Source organism: Pseudomonas promysalinigenes (assembly GCF_014269025.2).
Lineage (GTDB): Bacteria > Pseudomonadota > Gammaproteobacteria > Pseudomonadales > Pseudomonadaceae > Aquipseudomonas > Aquipseudomonas promysalinigenes.
Genome location: NZ_CP077094.1, coordinates 152,929 through 169,782, shown reverse-complemented (window position 1 = coordinate 169,782; position 16,854 = coordinate 152,929). Strand labels below are relative to the sequence as shown.

Sequence of the window (16,854 nt, the reverse complement as noted above, 5' to 3'; positions counted from 1 at the left end):
AGCACGGCGTACCTGAAGCTCTAATTGTCACCTTAGAAGGGACAATGTTTCTCCGTTGCAGCAGATTGTTTGAACCGTGCTCACCCGCCAGAATGGTCCGCAACTTTGTTCAATCGCTGCCCCCGGCAGCTCATGGAGTACGAGCCAATGCCACACGAAGGCAGCCTTCTACAGACTGCGGTAATTTTTCTGCTAGCCGCAGTCGTTGCCGTCCCATTGGCCAAACGCCTGCAACTGGGCGCCGTAATTGGTTACTTGCTTGCCGGCGTGGCCATCGGCCCTCAGGCCCTGGGCTTGATCCGTGACACCGAAAGCGTTGCGCACATTTCCGAGCTGGGCGTGGTCTTGCTGTTGTTCATAATCGGTCTGGAGCTGTCGCCCAAACGCCTGTGGCTGATGCGCAAGGCGGTGTTTGGCGTCGGAGCTGCCCAGGTGCTGCTGACAGGCGCTGTGCTCGGTGCCATCGCGCTGTTCGGCTTCGGTCAGTCGCTGCCGGCAGCCGTCGTGCTCGGCCTGGGCCTGGCCTTGTCGTCCACCGCCCTCGGCCTGCAAAGCCTGGCCGAAAACAAACAACTCAACGCCCCTCATGGCCGCTTGGCGTTCGCCATCCTGCTGTTTCAGGATATCGCCGCTATCCCTCTGATCGCCCTGGTGCCCCTGCTGGCCGCCAGCGGCCCGGACAGCAGCCACGGCGACAGCCTGCAACATGGGCTAAGGGTGTTGGCCAGTATCGCCGTGGTCATTATCGGTGGCCGGTACCTACTACGCCCCGTGTTTCGCACAGTGGCCCGCACCGGGCTGCCGGAGGTATCCACCGCCACCGCGTTGCTGGTGGTCATCGGTACTGCTTGGTTGATGGAAGAAGCTGGCATCTCCATGGCCTTGGGAGCCTTCCTGGCAGGCTTGCTTTTGGCCGACTCGGAATACCGGCACGAACTGGAGTCGCAGATCGAGCCGTTCAAGGGCCTACTGCTTGGGCTGTTCTTCATCAGTGTGGGCATGGGTGCCAATCTGAGCCTGCTGCTTGAGATGCCCTGGGTGCTACTGGGCCTGACCTTGCTGCTAGTTGCCGTGAAGCTAGTGCTGCTGATCGGCGTGGGGCGCCTGGCTGGCGGCCTGAACAGCGCCAGCGCACTGCGCTTGGGCATGGTGCTGGCCGCTGGCGGGGAGTTCGCCTTCGTAGTGTTCAAGTTGGGCAAGGATCAAGGCTTGTTCGATACCCAGACCTACGACCTGCTGCTGATGACCATCACCCTTTCAATGGCCATCACTCCGCTGTTGATGCTTGCCTGCGCCCGCGCCCTGAAGCGCCCGCAACCAGCGCGAGAGGTACCCGAGCAGTACAAAGCCATCGACGCCGGCACGCCGCGTGTGGTGATCGTCGGCATGGGGCGCATGGGGCAGATCGTGGCGCGCATTCTGCGGGCGCAGAAAATCCCCTTCCTTGCCTTGGAAACCTCGGTGGACGCCATCGAAATGACGCGCATGTTCGAACAGGTACCCGTGTTCTACGGCGATCCCTTGCGCCCCGAGGTACTGCAAGCGGCCAAGGTGGGCGAGGCTGAGTATTTGATCATCACCATCGACGATCCTGAAGCGGCCATCCATACAGCGGAACGGGTCAAACGCCAGTATCCCCACTTGAAAGTGCTGGCCCGGGCGCGCAATCGCCAGCACGTGCACAAGCTGGCCGATGTCGGTGCCGAGCCGATTCGCGAGACATTCTATTCAAGCTTGGAGATGACCCGCAGAGCGCTGGTCGGGCTTGGCTTGAGCAATGAGCAGGCGGCCGATCGCATCGAGCGCTTTGCCCAGCATGATGAAGAAGTATTGCAAGCCCAGGGATTGGTCCGCGACGACCGTGCCAAGGTCATGCAGACAGCCATGGAGGCGCGAGTAGAGTTGGCGCGGTTGTTTGACTCTGACGCGGACTGATTGCACCTGCCTGAGGCTGAGGCCCCAGGCAGTTCGGGGAGCACGCAGTCAACGCCTGGCAACGTCCTTCCAGCCGCCACCCAAGGCCAGGAACACGCCAATCTGCCCCAGTGCCACTTGGCTGTTGGCCGCCGCCAACTGTGAGCGCACATCGGTGTATGTACGGGTCGCCTGCAAATCCGCCAGGAACGAGGCGCGCCCCGCCTGGTAGAACCGATGCGTTTGGTCCGCCGCTTCCTTTGCCGACTGCGCAGCCTCCACCAGTGCGTCACGCCGGTCCAGCAGGGCGCTGTACTGCGCCAGACGCGTCTGGGTCTCGCGGATAGCGTTCAGCACAACGCCGTCGAAATGCGCCAAGGCGGCCTGAGTGGACGCCTCGGCCATGCGAATGCGAGCGCGGGTGCCGTTGGTGGGGATGCTCCAGCTGATCTGCGGGCCGAAACCCCAGCGGTTGGTCGACGGGTCGCCAAGGTCTTCAAGGATACCAATAGTGCCCACCTGAGCCCCGATGCTGATATCCGGATACAGCGCACCGGTGGCTACGCCGATTTCAGCGGTGGCGGCAGCCAGCTGCCGTTCCGCCTGGCGTACGTCCGGCCGGCGCTTGAGCAGAGCCGCACCATCACCCACAGGCACGAGCTGGGCAAGGCGCGGCAGCTCGGCGCAATCTGCGGTGCCAGCGGGCAACTTGTCCACAGGCTGGGCGAGCAGCGCCGCAAGGGTGTAGAGGCCCGTTTCGCGTTCAGCCTTGAAACGCGGCAACTCGGCGCGCAATGACTTGAACTGGGTCTGCGAGCGGGTGACCTGAGTTTCATCGCCGCGGCCCGCATCGCGCAGGCGCTGGTTGAGTGTCACGCTCTGCTGCTGCAGGTCAAGGGACTCGTGGGCGATGTGGTATTCCTCGTTAGCCGAACACACTTGGGTGTAAGCCTTGACTACGTCAGCCACCAAGGTGATACGCGCGGTGTCGGCCGCAGCCTGCACTGCATCGGCATTGGCCTTGGCCGCCTCGGTGCCGCGCTTGAAAGTGCCCCACAGGTCGAACTGGTACGACGCGCTGATGATCGCCTCGCCGATGTTGGCCACAGGCACTTTTTCTGGGAGCAAGAAGGCTTGGCCGGACTCTTGCAGCCGCTGGGCGCCAGCCTTGATGCCACCATTGAAGCCACCCTGCGACTCGGCCACTTCGACCTGGGCCCGGGCTTTGGCGATATTGGCCGCTGCTACGCGCAGCTCGGTGTTGGCACGCAAAGCCTGGCGCACCAGCTCATTGAGGCGCTGATCCTGGTACAACTGCCACCAGTCCTCGGGCACCGGCGCCGACACCACGCTATCGGCATCCTGGCGCAGTGGGCCGTTGAGATCGCTGCGCTGTACCGCGGCGTCCTGGGGCACTTGGTAATCGGGGCCGACCATCATGCACGCCCCCAAAGACAGGCAGAACCCTGCCAGGACCAACTGTTTCATGGGCGCTCGCCCTCAAGAATCGATACCGTGGCGGTGCGCCCGGCGATCATGCGGAAGTCTTGCGGCACTTGGTCGAAAGCGATACGCACAGGAATGCGCTGGGCCAGGCGCACCCAGCTGAACGCCGGGTTGACGTTGGGCAACAGATTGCTGCCACTGCTGCGATCACGGTCTTCGATACCGGCAGCAAAGCTCTGCACGTGGCCACGCAAACGCGTGTTGTCCCCCATCACACGGATGTCCACAGCGTCGCCAACGTGGATTTTACCGAGCTTGGTCTCTTCGAAATAACCATCGACGTGGTACGAAGCGCTATCGACTACTGACAGCACTGGGCGCCCGGCGCTGACGAATTCATGGTCGCGCGGAGCACGGTCGTTCAGGTAGCCATCTACCGGGCTACGCACTACCGAGCGGTCCAGGTTGAGCTGTGCGGTGTCCACCGCCACCTGGGCTTCGCTGACCGCTGAGCGTGCGCGGGCTTCACGGGACTGGCTTTCTTCCAGCTGCTCGGCTGCCACCAGGTTGCCCAGTTTGCGATTACGCTGCGCTTCGCGGGAGGCCTGTGCCAGCGTTTCTTGGCGTTCGCCAAGGGTCGCCTTGGCTTGACGCAATGCCAGCGTGAAGCGGTCCTGGTCGATGGTGAACAGCACGTCGCCGCGCTTGACGGTCTGGTTGTCGCGTACCTCGACCTTCTGGATCAGCCCGGACACATCCGGGGCGATCTGGATCACATCAGCGCGGATGTGGCCGTCACGGGTCCAAGGGGCGAACATGTAGTACACCACCATCTGCCACACGAGCACTGCGGCGAAAGTCACTACCAGCAAAGTCAGGACCACACGGCCCAAGGTCAATAAAGGTTTTTTCATGGCAGCATCAGGCTTCGGCAAAAATGATCCACCGCGCCTAGGAGCACGGCATACAGGGCAACGTTGAACAGCGCCCGGTGCCAGACCAGGCGGTAGAAATGCAAGCGCAGCAGCACCGCATGCACCCCTAGAAACAGCAGGTAGGTGCCAAACATCATCACCAGCAGCGTGGGCAGGAAGACCCCACTGATATCCACTTCACCGATCACAGGGGCGCTCCATCCAGCCCGGGGGGCAGTTGCGGTTGTTCGGCAGGCTCGAGCATCACCTCTACACCCGGCAACAGCGCCAGGCGCAGGCCGCTCAGGGCATGCAGCAGATGGGTACGGGCATTGCCGCGTTCGTAGAGTTCATCCAGGTTCAGCGCCAGGCGCGCACGCTCCATGTTGCGCAGCAGTGCGGGCGGCGCATGCAGGCGCTCCCCTGCACGCAAGCAAGCCGCGTAGTGCGCGCCCACTTCTTCGATGACCGTGCGCAGCCTGGCGCGAGCTGGCTGGCTGGCTCGCGGCATGTAGGCCAGCAGGTCGAGCAAGTTCAGCCCCACACGCAAGTCGCGCAGCGCAACACCGCTGTCCTGGCCGGTTTGCGACAAGCGCGGCAAGTGCTGCATCAGCCTGTCGAGCATCTGTACCCCGACTTGGCGGTGCTCGGCCAGCGTCGCGGTCTCGGTCATGCCGACGATGTCACGCCAGGCGAAGCGAGTCATGCGCTTGGCTGCCAGCTCGACACCGAACGGGCGCATCACCAAGGTCCAGATGAAAGCAAACAGCAGGCCCACGGGGCCCGCCAGATTGGCGTTGAGGAAGGTGAAAAAGTCAGCGTCGTAGGCACCCTGGATGCTGATGAAGGTCGAGGTGTTGACGATGGTCAGCAAGGTGCCGAGATAAAAGCGCGGCTGGACGGTCAGGGTTCCGATACAGATGAACGGGACGGCGAAGGCCAGCACCAGCATCGGGAAGTCGTGCAGGTTGGGCAGCACCAGAAACAGGTAAAGGCTTGAGAAGATCACCGACATCAAGGTCCAGAAGAAGAACCGGTAGATCTGCGGTGCTGGGTCGTCCATGGCGGCGAAAAAACTGCACGACACGGCTGCGAGAATCACCGCACTGGCGCCATCGTTCCAGCCAAGGCCGATCCACAGGCCACACGCGACGATGATCGCCAGCACCGTGGAGGCCACCGAATAGAGCATCAGCCCTCGGTCGAAGAACGCAGTCAGCCGGCCTAGCCGCCAATGCCGGTACACCGCACGCCAGGGCTTGGCGTCGTCAGTGCGCAGCGCATGCTGCAGCGAACAGCAGTCCTGCCACAGGTCGGCCCACTCGGTAAGCCGGTAAAGCGCGTTGGACAGCAGCAACTCGGCGCGCTGATCAAGCGCCGCAGCGCCCGGCTGCAAGCGGTCGATCTGCTCATGCAGGCTAGCCCAACGCGTCACCGAGGCACTGTCGGCAGTGCCCTTGAGCCACTGCCGGGCTGCTTCGAGCACTGGTTGAAGCTGGGCAAAATGAGCCGGAGCGCGGCCCTCGAGGGCGACGAGTGCGTCGTCGAGGGCATCGATCACCGGCAACAGGTGGATCATCCGTCCGCGCAATTCACGCGCGTTCTTGAGGGTGTGTGGGCCCGCACCTTCGTGGCCGAGTTGGCCGATCATCAACTCCAGCGAATTGAAGGTGGTCACCATCGCGACACGCATGCCCCCGACTTTGTCGGCGCTGGCATCGCGGGAAAGGTAGGTATCGCTGTAGCGAATCGCTTCGCTGAACCAGTTGCCGGTCGCACCGACCACCACAGGGGCCAGCCGGCGCGGCCAGAATACCGCCCCGACCACTGCTGCGCAGACGATCCCCAAACAGATTTCCTGAGCCCGAGACGATGCCACATCGAACACCGCCAACGGGTTGTCGACTACCGCCAAGGCAATCATTGGCAAGGTGTAGCCGGCCAGCATCAGCACGTAGTTGTTGGCCGTGCGCAAGTTCAGCGAAAGAAACAGCAAGGTGCCGGTCCACAAGGCAATGGCGATGCTCAACAGCAATGGCGACTGCACCAAGGGTGGAACCAGGAAGATCGCCCCGGCGGCACCGAGCAAGGTGCCCAGCGCACGGTACAGTGCTTTGGAGCTGGTCGGCCCGACGAATGGGCTCGAGACGATGTAAACCGTGGCCATGGCCCAGTACGGACGCGGCAACTGCAGCAGTAGCGCAATGTACAAGGCGATCATCGATGCGGCGAAGGTGCGCACCCCGTAGAACCAGTCACGAGCCGGCGGGACCGAGCTGAAGAAACCGTTCATGCCACCCCACCGGCGGTGCCGAGGCCAGCGGCCTCGAAGGCTCGCAACACACGCAGAGCAGCTTGCAGGTCGGCCTCGTCGATGCCTTTGAGCACCTCATGGCGCACGCGTACCAGTTCGGCCTCAATGGCTTCGGCCAGGCGTCGGCCTTCGGCAGTCAAGCTCAAAGCCTTGGCGCGGCGGTCGAGGGGGTCTTCACTACGGCAGACCAGCCCAGCCTTGCACAACTGATCAAGCAGGCGTACCAGCGACGGGCTTTCCAGGCCGGCCGCCTGAGCGACGGCCACTTGGTGCACGCCGTCGCCCAGACGCACGATCATCAACAGCGGTGCGGCGCAGGCTTCGGAGATGCCGTAGCCAATCAGTGCGTTGTGGCAGATCCGCCGCCAGTGGCGGGCGGCCACCACCATGCCACTGCTGACTTGCAGGCGCAGGGAGTCAATAGACATTCAGGGAACCAAGGATATTCATAGTTTGCTAACTATCAATATACGCCTGTGCCTCCCCCTGTCGTCAACCGCGACCGACGACAGGCGTCGATCACATGCTGGTTTTCAGGTTGCCGCCCTGCGTGGGTAAATCCGCTCCTGCAGACACCTCAGGCCTGGGTACTGTGCATAGCTGGATGAACGGATTACCTACGAACGGCCGCACCAACATCTGATCGATCAGGGCTGAACTTGATCCTCCAGCTTCATGGTCAAGGCCAAGCTGCTACCCATTTGCACTGCCCGGTCGCGCCAATCTCGGTAACGCGCGTCATCCCCGCGGCTGAAATGGACAGCCAACTCCTCGGCCGCCTGTATTACGCCGGTTGCCGCTGCAAGCTCCAGCCAGTACAACGCTGCCCTGGTGTCTGGGTTCACATGTAGGCCATGCAACAAACGGTAACCCACTTCGAACCGGCAACGCGCCTCACCCTCCTCGGCCCCGCGGAAAAACCATTGGTAGGCCTGATCCATGTCCACCTGCCAGCCCAGCGCGGCATCGCAGACTTCTTCTTCGTACAGGTCACCCAGCGCAGCAGCGGCATGCAGTAAGCCGCGCTCGAAGGCCTGCCGGTAACACGCCTCGGCCTGCACGTAGGAGGTTGCAACGCCCTTGCCGAAGTAGTGCTGCTGCCCCAGGTTGAACCAAGCCGCTGCATTTCCCTGCAGCGCCGCCATGCGCAGCAGGTGCCCCGCCAGCCCGGTGTCGGCCCGCCAATATTTGCCGTTGAGCCATATCCAGCCCAGATCGTTGAGAGCTGCCACGCTACCGGCCAGCGCCAGCTCGCGTAGGTCGGCATAGATCACCTGCAGGTCGTGGGCCTCGTCCAGTCGGTTGACCAATAAAGCCCGCTGGCTGGGTAGACCAACCCCTACGAACTGCCGCTGTCGCCTTCCGGGCGATGCTGGTGGGCAATTGATCTGCTCAGGCAGAAGACGGGCGAGCAGCGAATGGATATTGCTGGCAGCAGACATGTTCATCCTCATTGAACGACCCACAGGCCCGACCACGGCTGTGACGAGGGATGATTCTGCGCGACGCCACGTCAAAACCTGTCGCGAACAATCTTGGTAAGGCAACCAAATGAGTATTCCTTGATCCTAACCAGTTATGGCTAATTGCCATGACCCGCCCCAGCCGCCATCCTGATGTGGCAAGCCTAGACAAGGACGTTATCTTTTGCCGTTCGCCAGCACCCGCGCCACCCTCAGCCGCCAATGGGCATTACTGCGTCAGCTACCCCACCGCTCCCCCGGCATTACGAGTGCCGAATTGGTGTGGCGCCTGCGTGACGTAGGCTTCACTGTCAGCAAGCGCACGGTCGAGCGCGATCTGAACGAGCTGTCGCTGATTTTTCCGCTCGATCGCAATGACAAGAGCATTCCATTTGGCTGGCATTGGTCGGCCAGTGTAGTAGGCGAAGTGCGCGGCAACTTCGATCTGCAAGGGTACCTGCGAGGTGATTCGCTTAAGCCAGTGGCCGGTGAAGGAATCGAGATACTGGCCTGGGTCAGCGACCCGTTGGCTCGACAGCTGCGCGAAGCGCCTTTGAGCGCAGACATGCAATTGACCGCCCTGGAACAGGGCCACCGGCTAACGGCCACCGTGGAAGATGGATGGGCACTGCGCTTGTGGGTGCTTAGTCAGGGGGCCGGCGTGGTGATAGAACAGCCCAGCGAACTTCGCACTGAGATATCGAGAACACTGTTTGAGGCGGCTGCGCAGTATCTAGGTATAGATTTAGCTTGACCGTTTGGCCATAAAAGTGAAGTCAGCAGGCTAAAAACCCTTTACTTTGTAGTCAGCTTCGGAAGGTCCCGATCCATAAGCAGAGTACTGTTAGCGATTCAAGCAAAAGCAGATGAAGCAGCCACAACGTAACAAGCAATTTTTTAATCTGGTCTGGAACTGTCTCCACCTCCCCAGGATCTACTAGGCCTTTACCAACACAGAATCGACTCATGGACAACATTGCGGATATAGCACCGATTCGCATTACACGTCCTAGCAAACCAACACTGGCCCAATTATGTCGATTACTAACAACTATCTTGCTACATTTAAAAAAGCCTCCACTTGATAGAGATAGCGGTAGGCCACAACAATCCAGACAGTGAACATCTTTACTGGAGCCGCAATCATACCGATACCCAGGATGGCTATCTGCATATCTTTCGTTTTCTAGCCTCATACAAAATCTGCCCGAGCCCTTCACCGCCCATAGATCCTAACCCAGCACCCGCCATGCCACTCACGCCGCCTACTATCACAACGCAAGCGAGCGAACCCATTCCAGCGGTCGGTACGCCAACGGCTCCACAGATGATAGGAGCTACGAAGCCTGCCACTGCTCCTGCGAAAGTTCCGAGGCTCACGCTGCCGATAAAATTACTCGAATTGTGCGCCCATTATGCCCCCAACTGAAAAAACATTGTAATAACCTGGAGGGAATAAGTTTAAAAAAATTAGGTCAGAGCGTCGCGGGTGCACACTATCAAAAATATCCGAGCGCAAGGAAAGCAATTGATGCACCACACATCGTGCACCACGCCACTACAAGAATTCTTCTCAATGAGCGTGGAAAGATTTGTAATTGCGGCTCATTAACCAGCCCTCTTCGAGCGAATAGGCGTGGTGTAGTTAACAGCGTTGCAATAGTGCAAATACGCATGATCCGCCCCAAAACGCCCGCGTGCAAATAAAGCTTTCTATTTCCAGCTACAAATAGACTTCCCGATAGCGAACTTTCAATTTCATCAAGATATCTAAAAGACACAAATGTAAGCACGCAAAATGCCAGTAGCCCCAAGACGAAGAAACCTATAGCAGCCACGTTCATATCATATGTGCTCATGGTTGAACGCGCTCATAAAGGACTTCACCAAACCACTCGCCGCCCGCTTTACCTTTTTCGCCACCCACCTCCCCACCTACAACGCCCCCCGCTACGGCACATCCTAGTGCGCCAAGCCCACCGGACGGTAGTCCAAACACTACTGCACATACAAAGGTACCGGCGGCTCCGCCTACTGCCCCCATCATAACGCTTGCACCGACACCTCCAATTAACCCACCTCCTTCCACATATTTAGCCTTTCTACACGCTTCCTCCCGACCGACTGTGCATGCCCTATGGATAGACAGCCCCGTTGCCCCCACATCTAATGCAACCCCAACATATGATCCCTTCTTAATCAAATTCGCAGCCTTCGCCACCCCAGTCACTTTCTCTGCGTAGCCGGAAATCTCCCCGCTACTCAGGTAGCGTTTGGTAGAAAGCTGCAGCATGCGCTTGATCGACCCCTGATTTCTAAGACCAGCGCCGAAGGCGGCAGCCCTTCCTAGCTGTTTATCCAACGTGCTGAACAACCCCGCACGCTTGGCGTAGAACGCCTCCCGTGCCCTTAAAACACCTCCACTGATATGCTCGCGGTGTACTTGCTCAATCTGTTCCAGCGTGATTCTGATCGCATCCAGATACCTGGCCCAGCCATCGCTCGCAACCCCCGCCCCCATCGAGGCATGGGCTAGCAAGCTCTGCAACATCTCGAAGTTTTCCAGCATGAACCCGTCGACACCTCCACCGTTAAGCACAATATCGCGGTGGATGCCCATCGCTTTACCCATGAGATAGGCTTCATGGCCGGTGCACAAGGGCGTGCCGGGATCACCCACGATCACCAGCTCCCCTGCCAGCACCACGGTGTTCACGATATGCCCATTGAGCACATCGAACTTGGCCTGCTGGTTGGCATTCATCGGCGTGCCATGCTTCAGGGACGCGTAATTCTGAGCTGTGGGATTTATGAAACTGCGTGCCTCGGACATGGGCGCCCCTCACGCATGTTTTCTGTTGGCGATCCGGTCCCAACCGCCGGTGACATTGCCACCGGCACGCCCGTCAGCACGCTGTTGCCGGGTGTAGGTGGTTTTGATGCGGCCGTAGTCAAGCTGGATGATCTCAATCGGCACGCCGGTTTGGGCGCTTTGTGCGTAGTCGGCGATGATCACTTCCTCAAGCACCAACTCATAGTATTTGAGCTTGTCACCACCTGCGCGACAGACCACCAACCTGACCTGCTTCAGATGCTGCCCAGCGCAACTGGCTTCGAGCAACTTGCAGCTGGCGTTGTCCAGGTATTTGGTAAAGCAGAGTTTGCTGAGGCTTGTGCGCCCCGAGGTGGCGCCGCCTGCCGAACTTGCAGTGGCAGAAGTGCTTTGGCTGGTGCCGAACGAGTAGCCGAGGATTTCGATCCAGTTGGCGTATTGCGCGTCCTTCGCTTCACCAGCGATTTCATCGATTTGAATGTAAGCGTCGAAAGCCATTGTCACTGTTCCCTGTAAACGACTGAAAGGAACAGGCTAGGCATTAGAAAATGCAATTCACAATAGTTTGCCGGAGATCAAGCTATTATTCGGACGTTTCCTACAATTTCGACGGAATCCGGGTTTAGGCACACATTCAGTTCTATCGGGTGGTTCATGGCCCTGCTATCTGTCGAATAACGAAAGGGCCATTACCAGCTTTCCTCATTAACGCTGCATCCCCCAACGCCGCACAGTCAGCCGCTCCACAGTATTGAACACCAGCCCCTCCACCAGTAGGCCGATGAGAATCACTACCGCCAGCCCGGCAAACACCTTGTCGGTATACAGCTCGTTGCGGTTCTGGAAAATGTACCAACCCAGCCCACCCTTTCCGCTGCTGGCACCGAACACCAGCTCGGCGGCGATCAGGGTACGCCATGCGAACGCCCAGCCGATCTTCAGCCCGGAGAGAATCGACGGCAAGGCAGCTGGCACCAGGATGTGCAGCACCAGACGCAGGCCTTTGAGGCCGTAATTGCGCCCGGCCATGCGTAAGGTTTCCGACACGCCTAGAAAGCCCGCGTAGGTATTGAGCGCCAGTGCCCACAGCACCGAATGCACCAGTACGAAGATCAGGCTGTTGTCACCCAGCCCGAACCACAGCAGTGCCAACGGCAGCAAGGCGATTGCCGGCAGCGGATTGAACATCGAGGTCAGAGTGCCGAGTAAGTCGCGGCCAAGCTGGGTCGATACGGCAAGGCTGGTCAAGCCAAAGGCCAGAACGATACCCAGCACGTAGCCTTTGAGCAGAATCACCAGCGATACGCCAACCTTGGCCGGCAGTTCACCACTGACCAGGCCGTCCCACAGCGCGGCGGCGGTTTGCAGGAAAGTAGGCAGCAGCAGGTCGTTGTCCTGGTAGCGGGCGATCGCTTCCCAAAAAATTGCGAGCACCAGCAGGATCACCGCCTTGCGCAGCCAGCCGTGCTGCCACAAGCGCTGTGCCAGAGGTAGGTTACGCGCTACAGGTACGCTGAGCAGTGGCTCCAGCTGCACCTCGTATTCCTGGCGCACAGGTCTAGAAATCATGAGGCAAATTCCTGTCAGTAGGCTATGCGGATATCGTTGAAGCTCAGATCGGTGGGCTGCTCTGGGGCTTGCGCTTCGTCGAACAGCAAGCGGTGGATACGCCGCGCACTGGCCTGAAAGTCCGCAGCGCCAAGGCTGCCAAGGTCGTACTGGTGGCTATGCACCTCCCCCCGGACTCTCCCTGGATGGGGGGAGAGCAACAGGATGCGGTTGCCCACCACCAGCGCCTCCTCAATCGAATGGGTAACGAACAGCAGCGTAAAGCGCACTTCCTCCCATAGCTGCAGGAGCTCTTCCTGCATTTTGCGCCGGGTCAGTGCGTCGAGCGCTGCGAAAGGCTCGTCCATCAGCAGTATCTTTGGCTGGGTCGCTAGCGCCCGGGCGATTGCCACTCGGGCCTTCATGCCGCCCGACAGCGTGTGCGGGTAGGCGTCTGCAAAGGCCGCCAGCCCAACTTTGTCCAGATAATGCAGGGCTCGGTCCTGAGCTTCAGCCCGCTTTAACTGCCCAGACACGACCAGCGGAAACATGATGTTCTCTTTCACCGTCTTCCACGGTGGCAATTGGTCGAACTCTTGAAACACCACGATGCGATCAGGCCCAGGGCTGCTGACCGGGTGGCCTTGCAGGAGGATTTCTCCTTCCTGGGGAGCGATGAAACCGGCAACGGCCTTGAGCAATGTGGACTTGCCGCAGCCGGAGGGCCCAAGCAGGACAAACCGGTCGGCTTGATCCACTTCAAAGCTGACCTGATGGGTGGCCCGCACCACGCGCTGCGCGGTGCGGTATTCGAGGCTAAGGCTGTGCACCTCAAGCAACGGCGGCGGTGTCTCACGGCTCAGGTTGCTGGCCGTGTGGCCTGGCAATGGGGCGGTCATGGTCGATCAGCTCCCCTGCAGCGGGCGTTCATCCTGGAAGAAGTAATCCTTCCAAGACGCCGGCTTGTGCTTGATGGCGCCTACCCGGTACAGGAACTCGGCAAGCTTGTAGGTGTTCTTTGGGGTGACGGTGAACTCGTACTGCGGGTTGTCGATCAACTTGATCAGCGTGTCGCGGTCGATCTTGGCCTTGGTCACGCGAATGTAGGTATCGGCCGCCGCAGCCTTGTCCTTCTGGGCAAAGTCCGCCGCCTCGGCCAGGGCGTCGACGAAAGCCTTGTATGTCTTGGGGTTGTCCTTGCGGAATTTTTCGGTGGCGAACAGCAGGGTCGGCGAATTGGGGCCGAGCAGATCATAGCTGTTGAGCACCACGTGCACGCTCTTGTTGGCCAGCGCCTGGTCCTGGAATGGCGGGTTAGAGAAGTGCCCATTCAGCTCAGTGCCACCGGCCAGAAGCGCTGCGGTAGCATCCGGGTGGGGTACAGCCAGGGTGTACTTGTCGAGACGGTTGTATTGCTCGTCGCCCCACTGCTGGGCGGCAGCGTACTGCAGAAACCGCGACTGCACCGACACCCCAACGGCAGGCACGGCGATGCGGTCCTTTTCTGAAATGTCGGCGATGGTCTTCACGTTCGGGTTGCTACTGACCAAGTAGTACGGGAAGTTACCCAGCGAGGCGACGGCCTTGACGTTCTGCCGCCCGTACGTGCGATCCCAAACAGTCAGCAACGGCCCAACCCCGGCACCCGCAATGTCCACCGAACCGGACAGCAGTGCGTCATTGATCGCCGAGCCGCCGGACAACTGGGCCCAGTCGACTTCAATATCGATACCCTGCTGCTTGCCGTGCTTTTCGATCAGATGTTGGTCACGCACTACGTTGAGCAGCAGATAGACGATGCCAAACTGCTCGGCGATGCGAATCTTGCCTTCGGCTTGGGCCGCGACGGGGGCCGCCAGGCTGCCTAGAACCAAGCTGGCACCCAGGCCAATGGATGCCGCCAGGCGGCTGATGGATTTACGCATGATGAATTCCTCAGTCGTCAGAACGGGGCATCGCCCTGGATGGTGGTGCGGTACAGTTTGCGCCGCAGATGCGCGGGGCATCCGCTGGCGAGATGGATCAGCGACCGGTTGTCCCAGAACACCAGGTCATGTGGCTGCCACTGGTGGCGGTAGATGTTCTGCTCCAGGACGCTCAAACCGTAGAGCTGCTGCAGCACGTCGTGGCTTTCATCGTCCGGCAGGCCGATGATGCGGGTGGTGAAGCCCTCGCTGACGAATAGCGCCTGGCGGCCGTTTTCAGGGTGAGTGCGTACAACGGGGTGGATGACTTCCTTGACCTGCGCCAGTTGCTCGGCGGTCAGAGTTGGCCGCCAGTTGCCTTCGAACTTGGTTTCGGCGTAACGCGCTGTGTAGGAATGAGCGGCACTGCGACCCTCGACCACCTTGCGCAAGGCCCCGGGTACCGCTTCCCAGGCTTTGTGCATGTCGGCGAACAAGGTGTCGCCGCCTTCACTGGGCAGTTCCTGGGCATGCAGCATGGAGCCGAGGCTTGGCAGCTCTTTGTACGAGAGGTCCGAGTGCCAGAATTTACCGGCATCGCCCAAGCCGATGTTCTGACCATTTTCGATGATATTGGAGACGATCAGGATTTCCGGATGGCCCGCCAGTAGAAACTGTTTGAGCACATGGATCTGCAGCTCGCCGAAACGGCGGCTGAAGCTAATTTGTTGCTCCGGGCTGATTCGCTGTTCACGGAACACCAGCACGTGGTGGTCGAGGTGGGCGCGATGGATACGGGTGAAATCCTCGGCAGTGACCGGTTTGGCCAGGTCCAGGCCGATGATCTCGGCGCCAACGGCGCCGGAGAACGGGCGAATTTCAAAACTTTGCGGCTGGGCGCTGTCGATGGTCGACAAGGCGTTCGAGGCTGGCATGTGTCACTCCCACGCAGTGCGCGACTCAATGGCGCGCAACGATCAGAAACGCACGGGGTTCACCCGTGTGGATTCAAGTCGTGCGGCGCATCGATTGGTCGACGGGTACGCAGTGAGAGCGACTATAGAGGCATAAGAAATATAATTTAAATATCTTTAAAGAATATACATATGAAGTCACGCTTTACGGGGAGCCCGTAAAGCGTGCTGGCAGGGATCAACGCTCGCGCAGCGCCTCAGCCCGAGCCTTCATGATCGGTTTGAGCAGATAGCTCATGATGGTCTTCTTGCCCGTCATGATGTCCACCGTCGCGACCATGCCTGGGATGATCAGTAGCGGTTTCTGATCAGTTCCTAGGTGGCTCTTCTCGGTTCGCAACCTGATCAGGTAGTAGGTGGTTTTCTTGTCTTCGTCAGTGATGGTGTCTGCGCCGATCTGCTCGAGCTTGGCCTTCAGGCCGCCGTAGATGGTGTAGTCGTAGGCGGTGAACTTGACGGTCGCTTCCTGGCCAGGGTGCAGGAATGCGATGTCTTTTGGCAGGATCTTGGCTTCGACCACCAGCGAGTCATCCAGCGGCACGATTTCGATGATATCGCTGCCTGGCTGGATCACGCCGCCGATGGTATTGACCAGCAGTTGCTTGACGACGCCACGCACTGGCGAGGTGACCAGCGTTCGGCTCACGCGATCATCCAGCGCCTTGCTGGTCGCGGTGGCCTTGTTGAGTTCCGTGCGGGCCTCATTGAGCTTGGTCAGGGCCTCACTGCGGAACTTGCCACGGGTCTCTTCAATCTTGCTTTCGACTTCCTTGATGGCCGCCTCGGCACGTGGAATGGCGAGGGCCGTCGAGTCCATCTGACCCCGGGTTTCCACCTCCGCGCGGCGAAGCCGCAGGATTTCGACCTGAGACACCGCGCCCTGAGCGACCAAAGGTTCGGACATGCCGATTTCCTGGCGCAGCAGCTGCAGGCTGTTGGCGTACTGAGCACGCTTAGAGGTGAATTCGCGCAGTTCCTGCTGTTTTTGCACCAATTGCTGCTGCAGACCACCGAGCTCATCTTGCAGTTGCTGGCGGCGGCTCTGGTACAGCGACTCCTCATCCGCTGCCTGGCTGGGGGCAGCTTTGCGCAGCTCTTCATCGATCTTCAGCGGTCGGTCTTCGACTTCCGCGCTCAGGCGCTGCACCCGAAGGGCCATGGCCAGGCGATCGGCTTCGGTTTCACCTACGTTGGAAGCGAAACGGGTCTCGTCAAGGCGCAGCAGCGGTTGGCCAACCTCGACCACCTGCCCTTCCTTGGCGAAGATCTCGGCGACGATGCCACCTTCGAGGTTCTGAATTTTCTGCACCTTGGACGAAGGGATTGCCTTGCCCTCGCCACGGGTCACCTCATCGATGGGGGCGAAGCAGGCCCAGATAATCAAGAACAGGAAGAACGCGATCACCCCCCAGATGGTCAGGCGCACGATACGAGGCGCGTCCTCGATCAGCGCTTTGCTGACCTCTGGCAGCGGTTGCCCGTGCAATGACTCGGAACCTTTGAAATAGCGGCGCAGGCCGTTCTTGAACACGCTGAAATCCAGG

16 protein-coding genes are annotated in these 16,854 nt (G+C 60.0%); 2 read left to right on the top strand and 14 right to left on the bottom strand.

The window, feature by feature from the left end:
* Positions 1-147: 147 nt before the first annotated feature.
* Entirely contained in the window at positions 148-1,935 is a 1,788-nt protein-coding gene (locus HU725_RS00720; RefSeq protein WP_186478332.1) for a monovalent cation:proton antiporter-2 (CPA2) family protein, read from the top strand.
* 48 nt (positions 1,936-1,983) lie between these two features.
* On the opposite strand, the gene HU725_RS00715 is transcribed toward HU725_RS00720, so the two are convergent.
* The 6 genes from HU725_RS00715 to HU725_RS00690 all read right to left on the bottom strand — a co-directional run bounded on the left by HU725_RS00715 (position 1,984) and on the right by HU725_RS00690 (position 8,030).
* On the bottom strand, positions 1,984-3,402 hold the full coding sequence (locus tag HU725_RS00715; RefSeq protein WP_186478331.1) for an efflux transporter outer membrane subunit: 1,419 nt from the start codon (positions 3,400-3,402) through the stop codon (positions 1,984-1,986).
* Positions 3,399-4,274 carry an efflux RND transporter periplasmic adaptor subunit gene (locus HU725_RS00710; protein WP_060479963.1) on the bottom strand — a complete coding sequence of 292 codons (876 nt, stop codon included), beginning with the start codon at positions 4,272-4,274 and terminating at the stop codon, positions 3,399-3,401. Before HU725_RS00710 ends, HU725_RS00715 begins: the two co-directional genes overlap by 4 nt.
* A complete protein-coding gene (locus tag HU725_RS00705) occupies positions 4,271-4,483 on the bottom strand; it encodes a DUF1656 domain-containing protein (RefSeq protein ID WP_060479964.1) in 213 nt (70 codons plus the stop codon). Before HU725_RS00705 ends, HU725_RS00710 begins: the two co-directional genes overlap by 4 nt.
* Positions 4,480-6,567, bottom strand: a complete 2,088-nt coding sequence (locus HU725_RS00700; protein WP_186478330.1) for an FUSC family protein — start codon at positions 6,565-6,567, stop codon at positions 4,480-4,482. The genes HU725_RS00705 and HU725_RS00700 overlap by 4 nt, the downstream gene beginning before the upstream one ends.
* The gene (locus HU725_RS00695; RefSeq protein ID WP_060479966.1) at positions 6,564-7,016 is read right to left on the bottom strand and encodes a MarR family winged helix-turn-helix transcriptional regulator; all 453 of its coding nucleotides are present in this window, start codon (positions 7,014-7,016) and stop codon (positions 6,564-6,566) included. Before HU725_RS00695 ends, HU725_RS00700 begins: the two co-directional genes overlap by 4 nt.
* A 219-nt stretch (positions 7,017-7,235) precedes the next feature.
* Complete coding sequence (locus HU725_RS00690) at positions 7,236-8,030, bottom strand: tetratricopeptide repeat protein (protein WP_186478329.1); 795 nt, start codon at positions 8,028-8,030, stop codon at positions 7,236-7,238.
* Between the two features lie 205 nt (positions 8,031-8,235).
* On the opposite strand from HU725_RS00690, the gene HU725_RS00685 reads away from it, so the two are divergent.
* Positions 8,236-8,805, top strand: a complete 570-nt coding sequence (locus HU725_RS00685; protein WP_186478328.1) for a WCX domain-containing protein — start codon at positions 8,236-8,238, stop codon at positions 8,803-8,805.
* A 745-nt stretch (positions 8,806-9,550) separates the two neighbouring features.
* Here the strand turns inward: HU725_RS00685 and HU725_RS00680 are convergent.
* From HU725_RS00680 to HU725_RS00645, 8 genes are all read right to left on the bottom strand, one after another.
* On the bottom strand, positions 9,551-9,910 hold the full coding sequence (locus HU725_RS00680) for a hypothetical protein (RefSeq protein WP_225915509.1): 360 nt from the start codon (positions 9,908-9,910) through the stop codon (positions 9,551-9,553).
* Complete coding sequence (locus HU725_RS00675; RefSeq protein ID WP_186478327.1) at positions 9,907-10,884, bottom strand: hypothetical protein; 978 nt, start codon at positions 10,882-10,884, stop codon at positions 9,907-9,909. The genes HU725_RS00680 and HU725_RS00675 overlap by 4 nt, the downstream gene beginning before the upstream one ends.
* A 9-nt stretch (positions 10,885-10,893) precedes the next feature.
* On the bottom strand, positions 10,894-11,382 hold the full coding sequence (locus tag HU725_RS00670) for an Hcp family type VI secretion system effector (RefSeq protein ID WP_186478326.1): 489 nt from the start codon (positions 11,380-11,382) through the stop codon (positions 10,894-10,896).
* A 207-nt stretch (positions 11,383-11,589) separates the two neighbouring features.
* Positions 11,590-12,453: an ABC transporter permease gene (locus HU725_RS00665; protein ID WP_189658081.1), complete on the bottom strand. Its 864-nt coding sequence runs from the start codon at positions 12,451-12,453 to the stop codon at positions 11,590-11,592.
* Positions 12,454-12,467: 14 nt separating this feature from the next.
* The gene (locus HU725_RS00660) at positions 12,468-13,331 is read right to left on the bottom strand and encodes an ABC transporter ATP-binding protein (protein ID WP_186478325.1); all 864 of its coding nucleotides are present in this window, start codon (positions 13,329-13,331) and stop codon (positions 12,468-12,470) included.
* Between the two features lie 6 nt (positions 13,332-13,337).
* Positions 13,338-14,357 (bottom strand): ABC transporter substrate-binding protein, encoded by a 1,020-nt coding sequence (locus HU725_RS00655; RefSeq protein WP_186478324.1) that lies wholly within the window; start codon positions 14,355-14,357, stop codon positions 13,338-13,340.
* Positions 14,358-14,374: 17 nt separating this feature from the next.
* The gene (locus HU725_RS00650) at positions 14,375-15,271 is read right to left on the bottom strand and encodes a TauD/TfdA dioxygenase family protein (RefSeq protein WP_186478323.1); all 897 of its coding nucleotides are present in this window, start codon (positions 15,269-15,271) and stop codon (positions 14,375-14,377) included.
* Between the two features lie 217 nt (positions 15,272-15,488).
* Positions 15,489-16,853, bottom strand: a complete 1,365-nt coding sequence (locus HU725_RS00645) for an HlyD family type I secretion periplasmic adaptor subunit (protein ID WP_155500306.1) — start codon at positions 16,851-16,853, stop codon at positions 15,489-15,491.
* Position 16,854 lies beyond the last annotated feature (1 nt).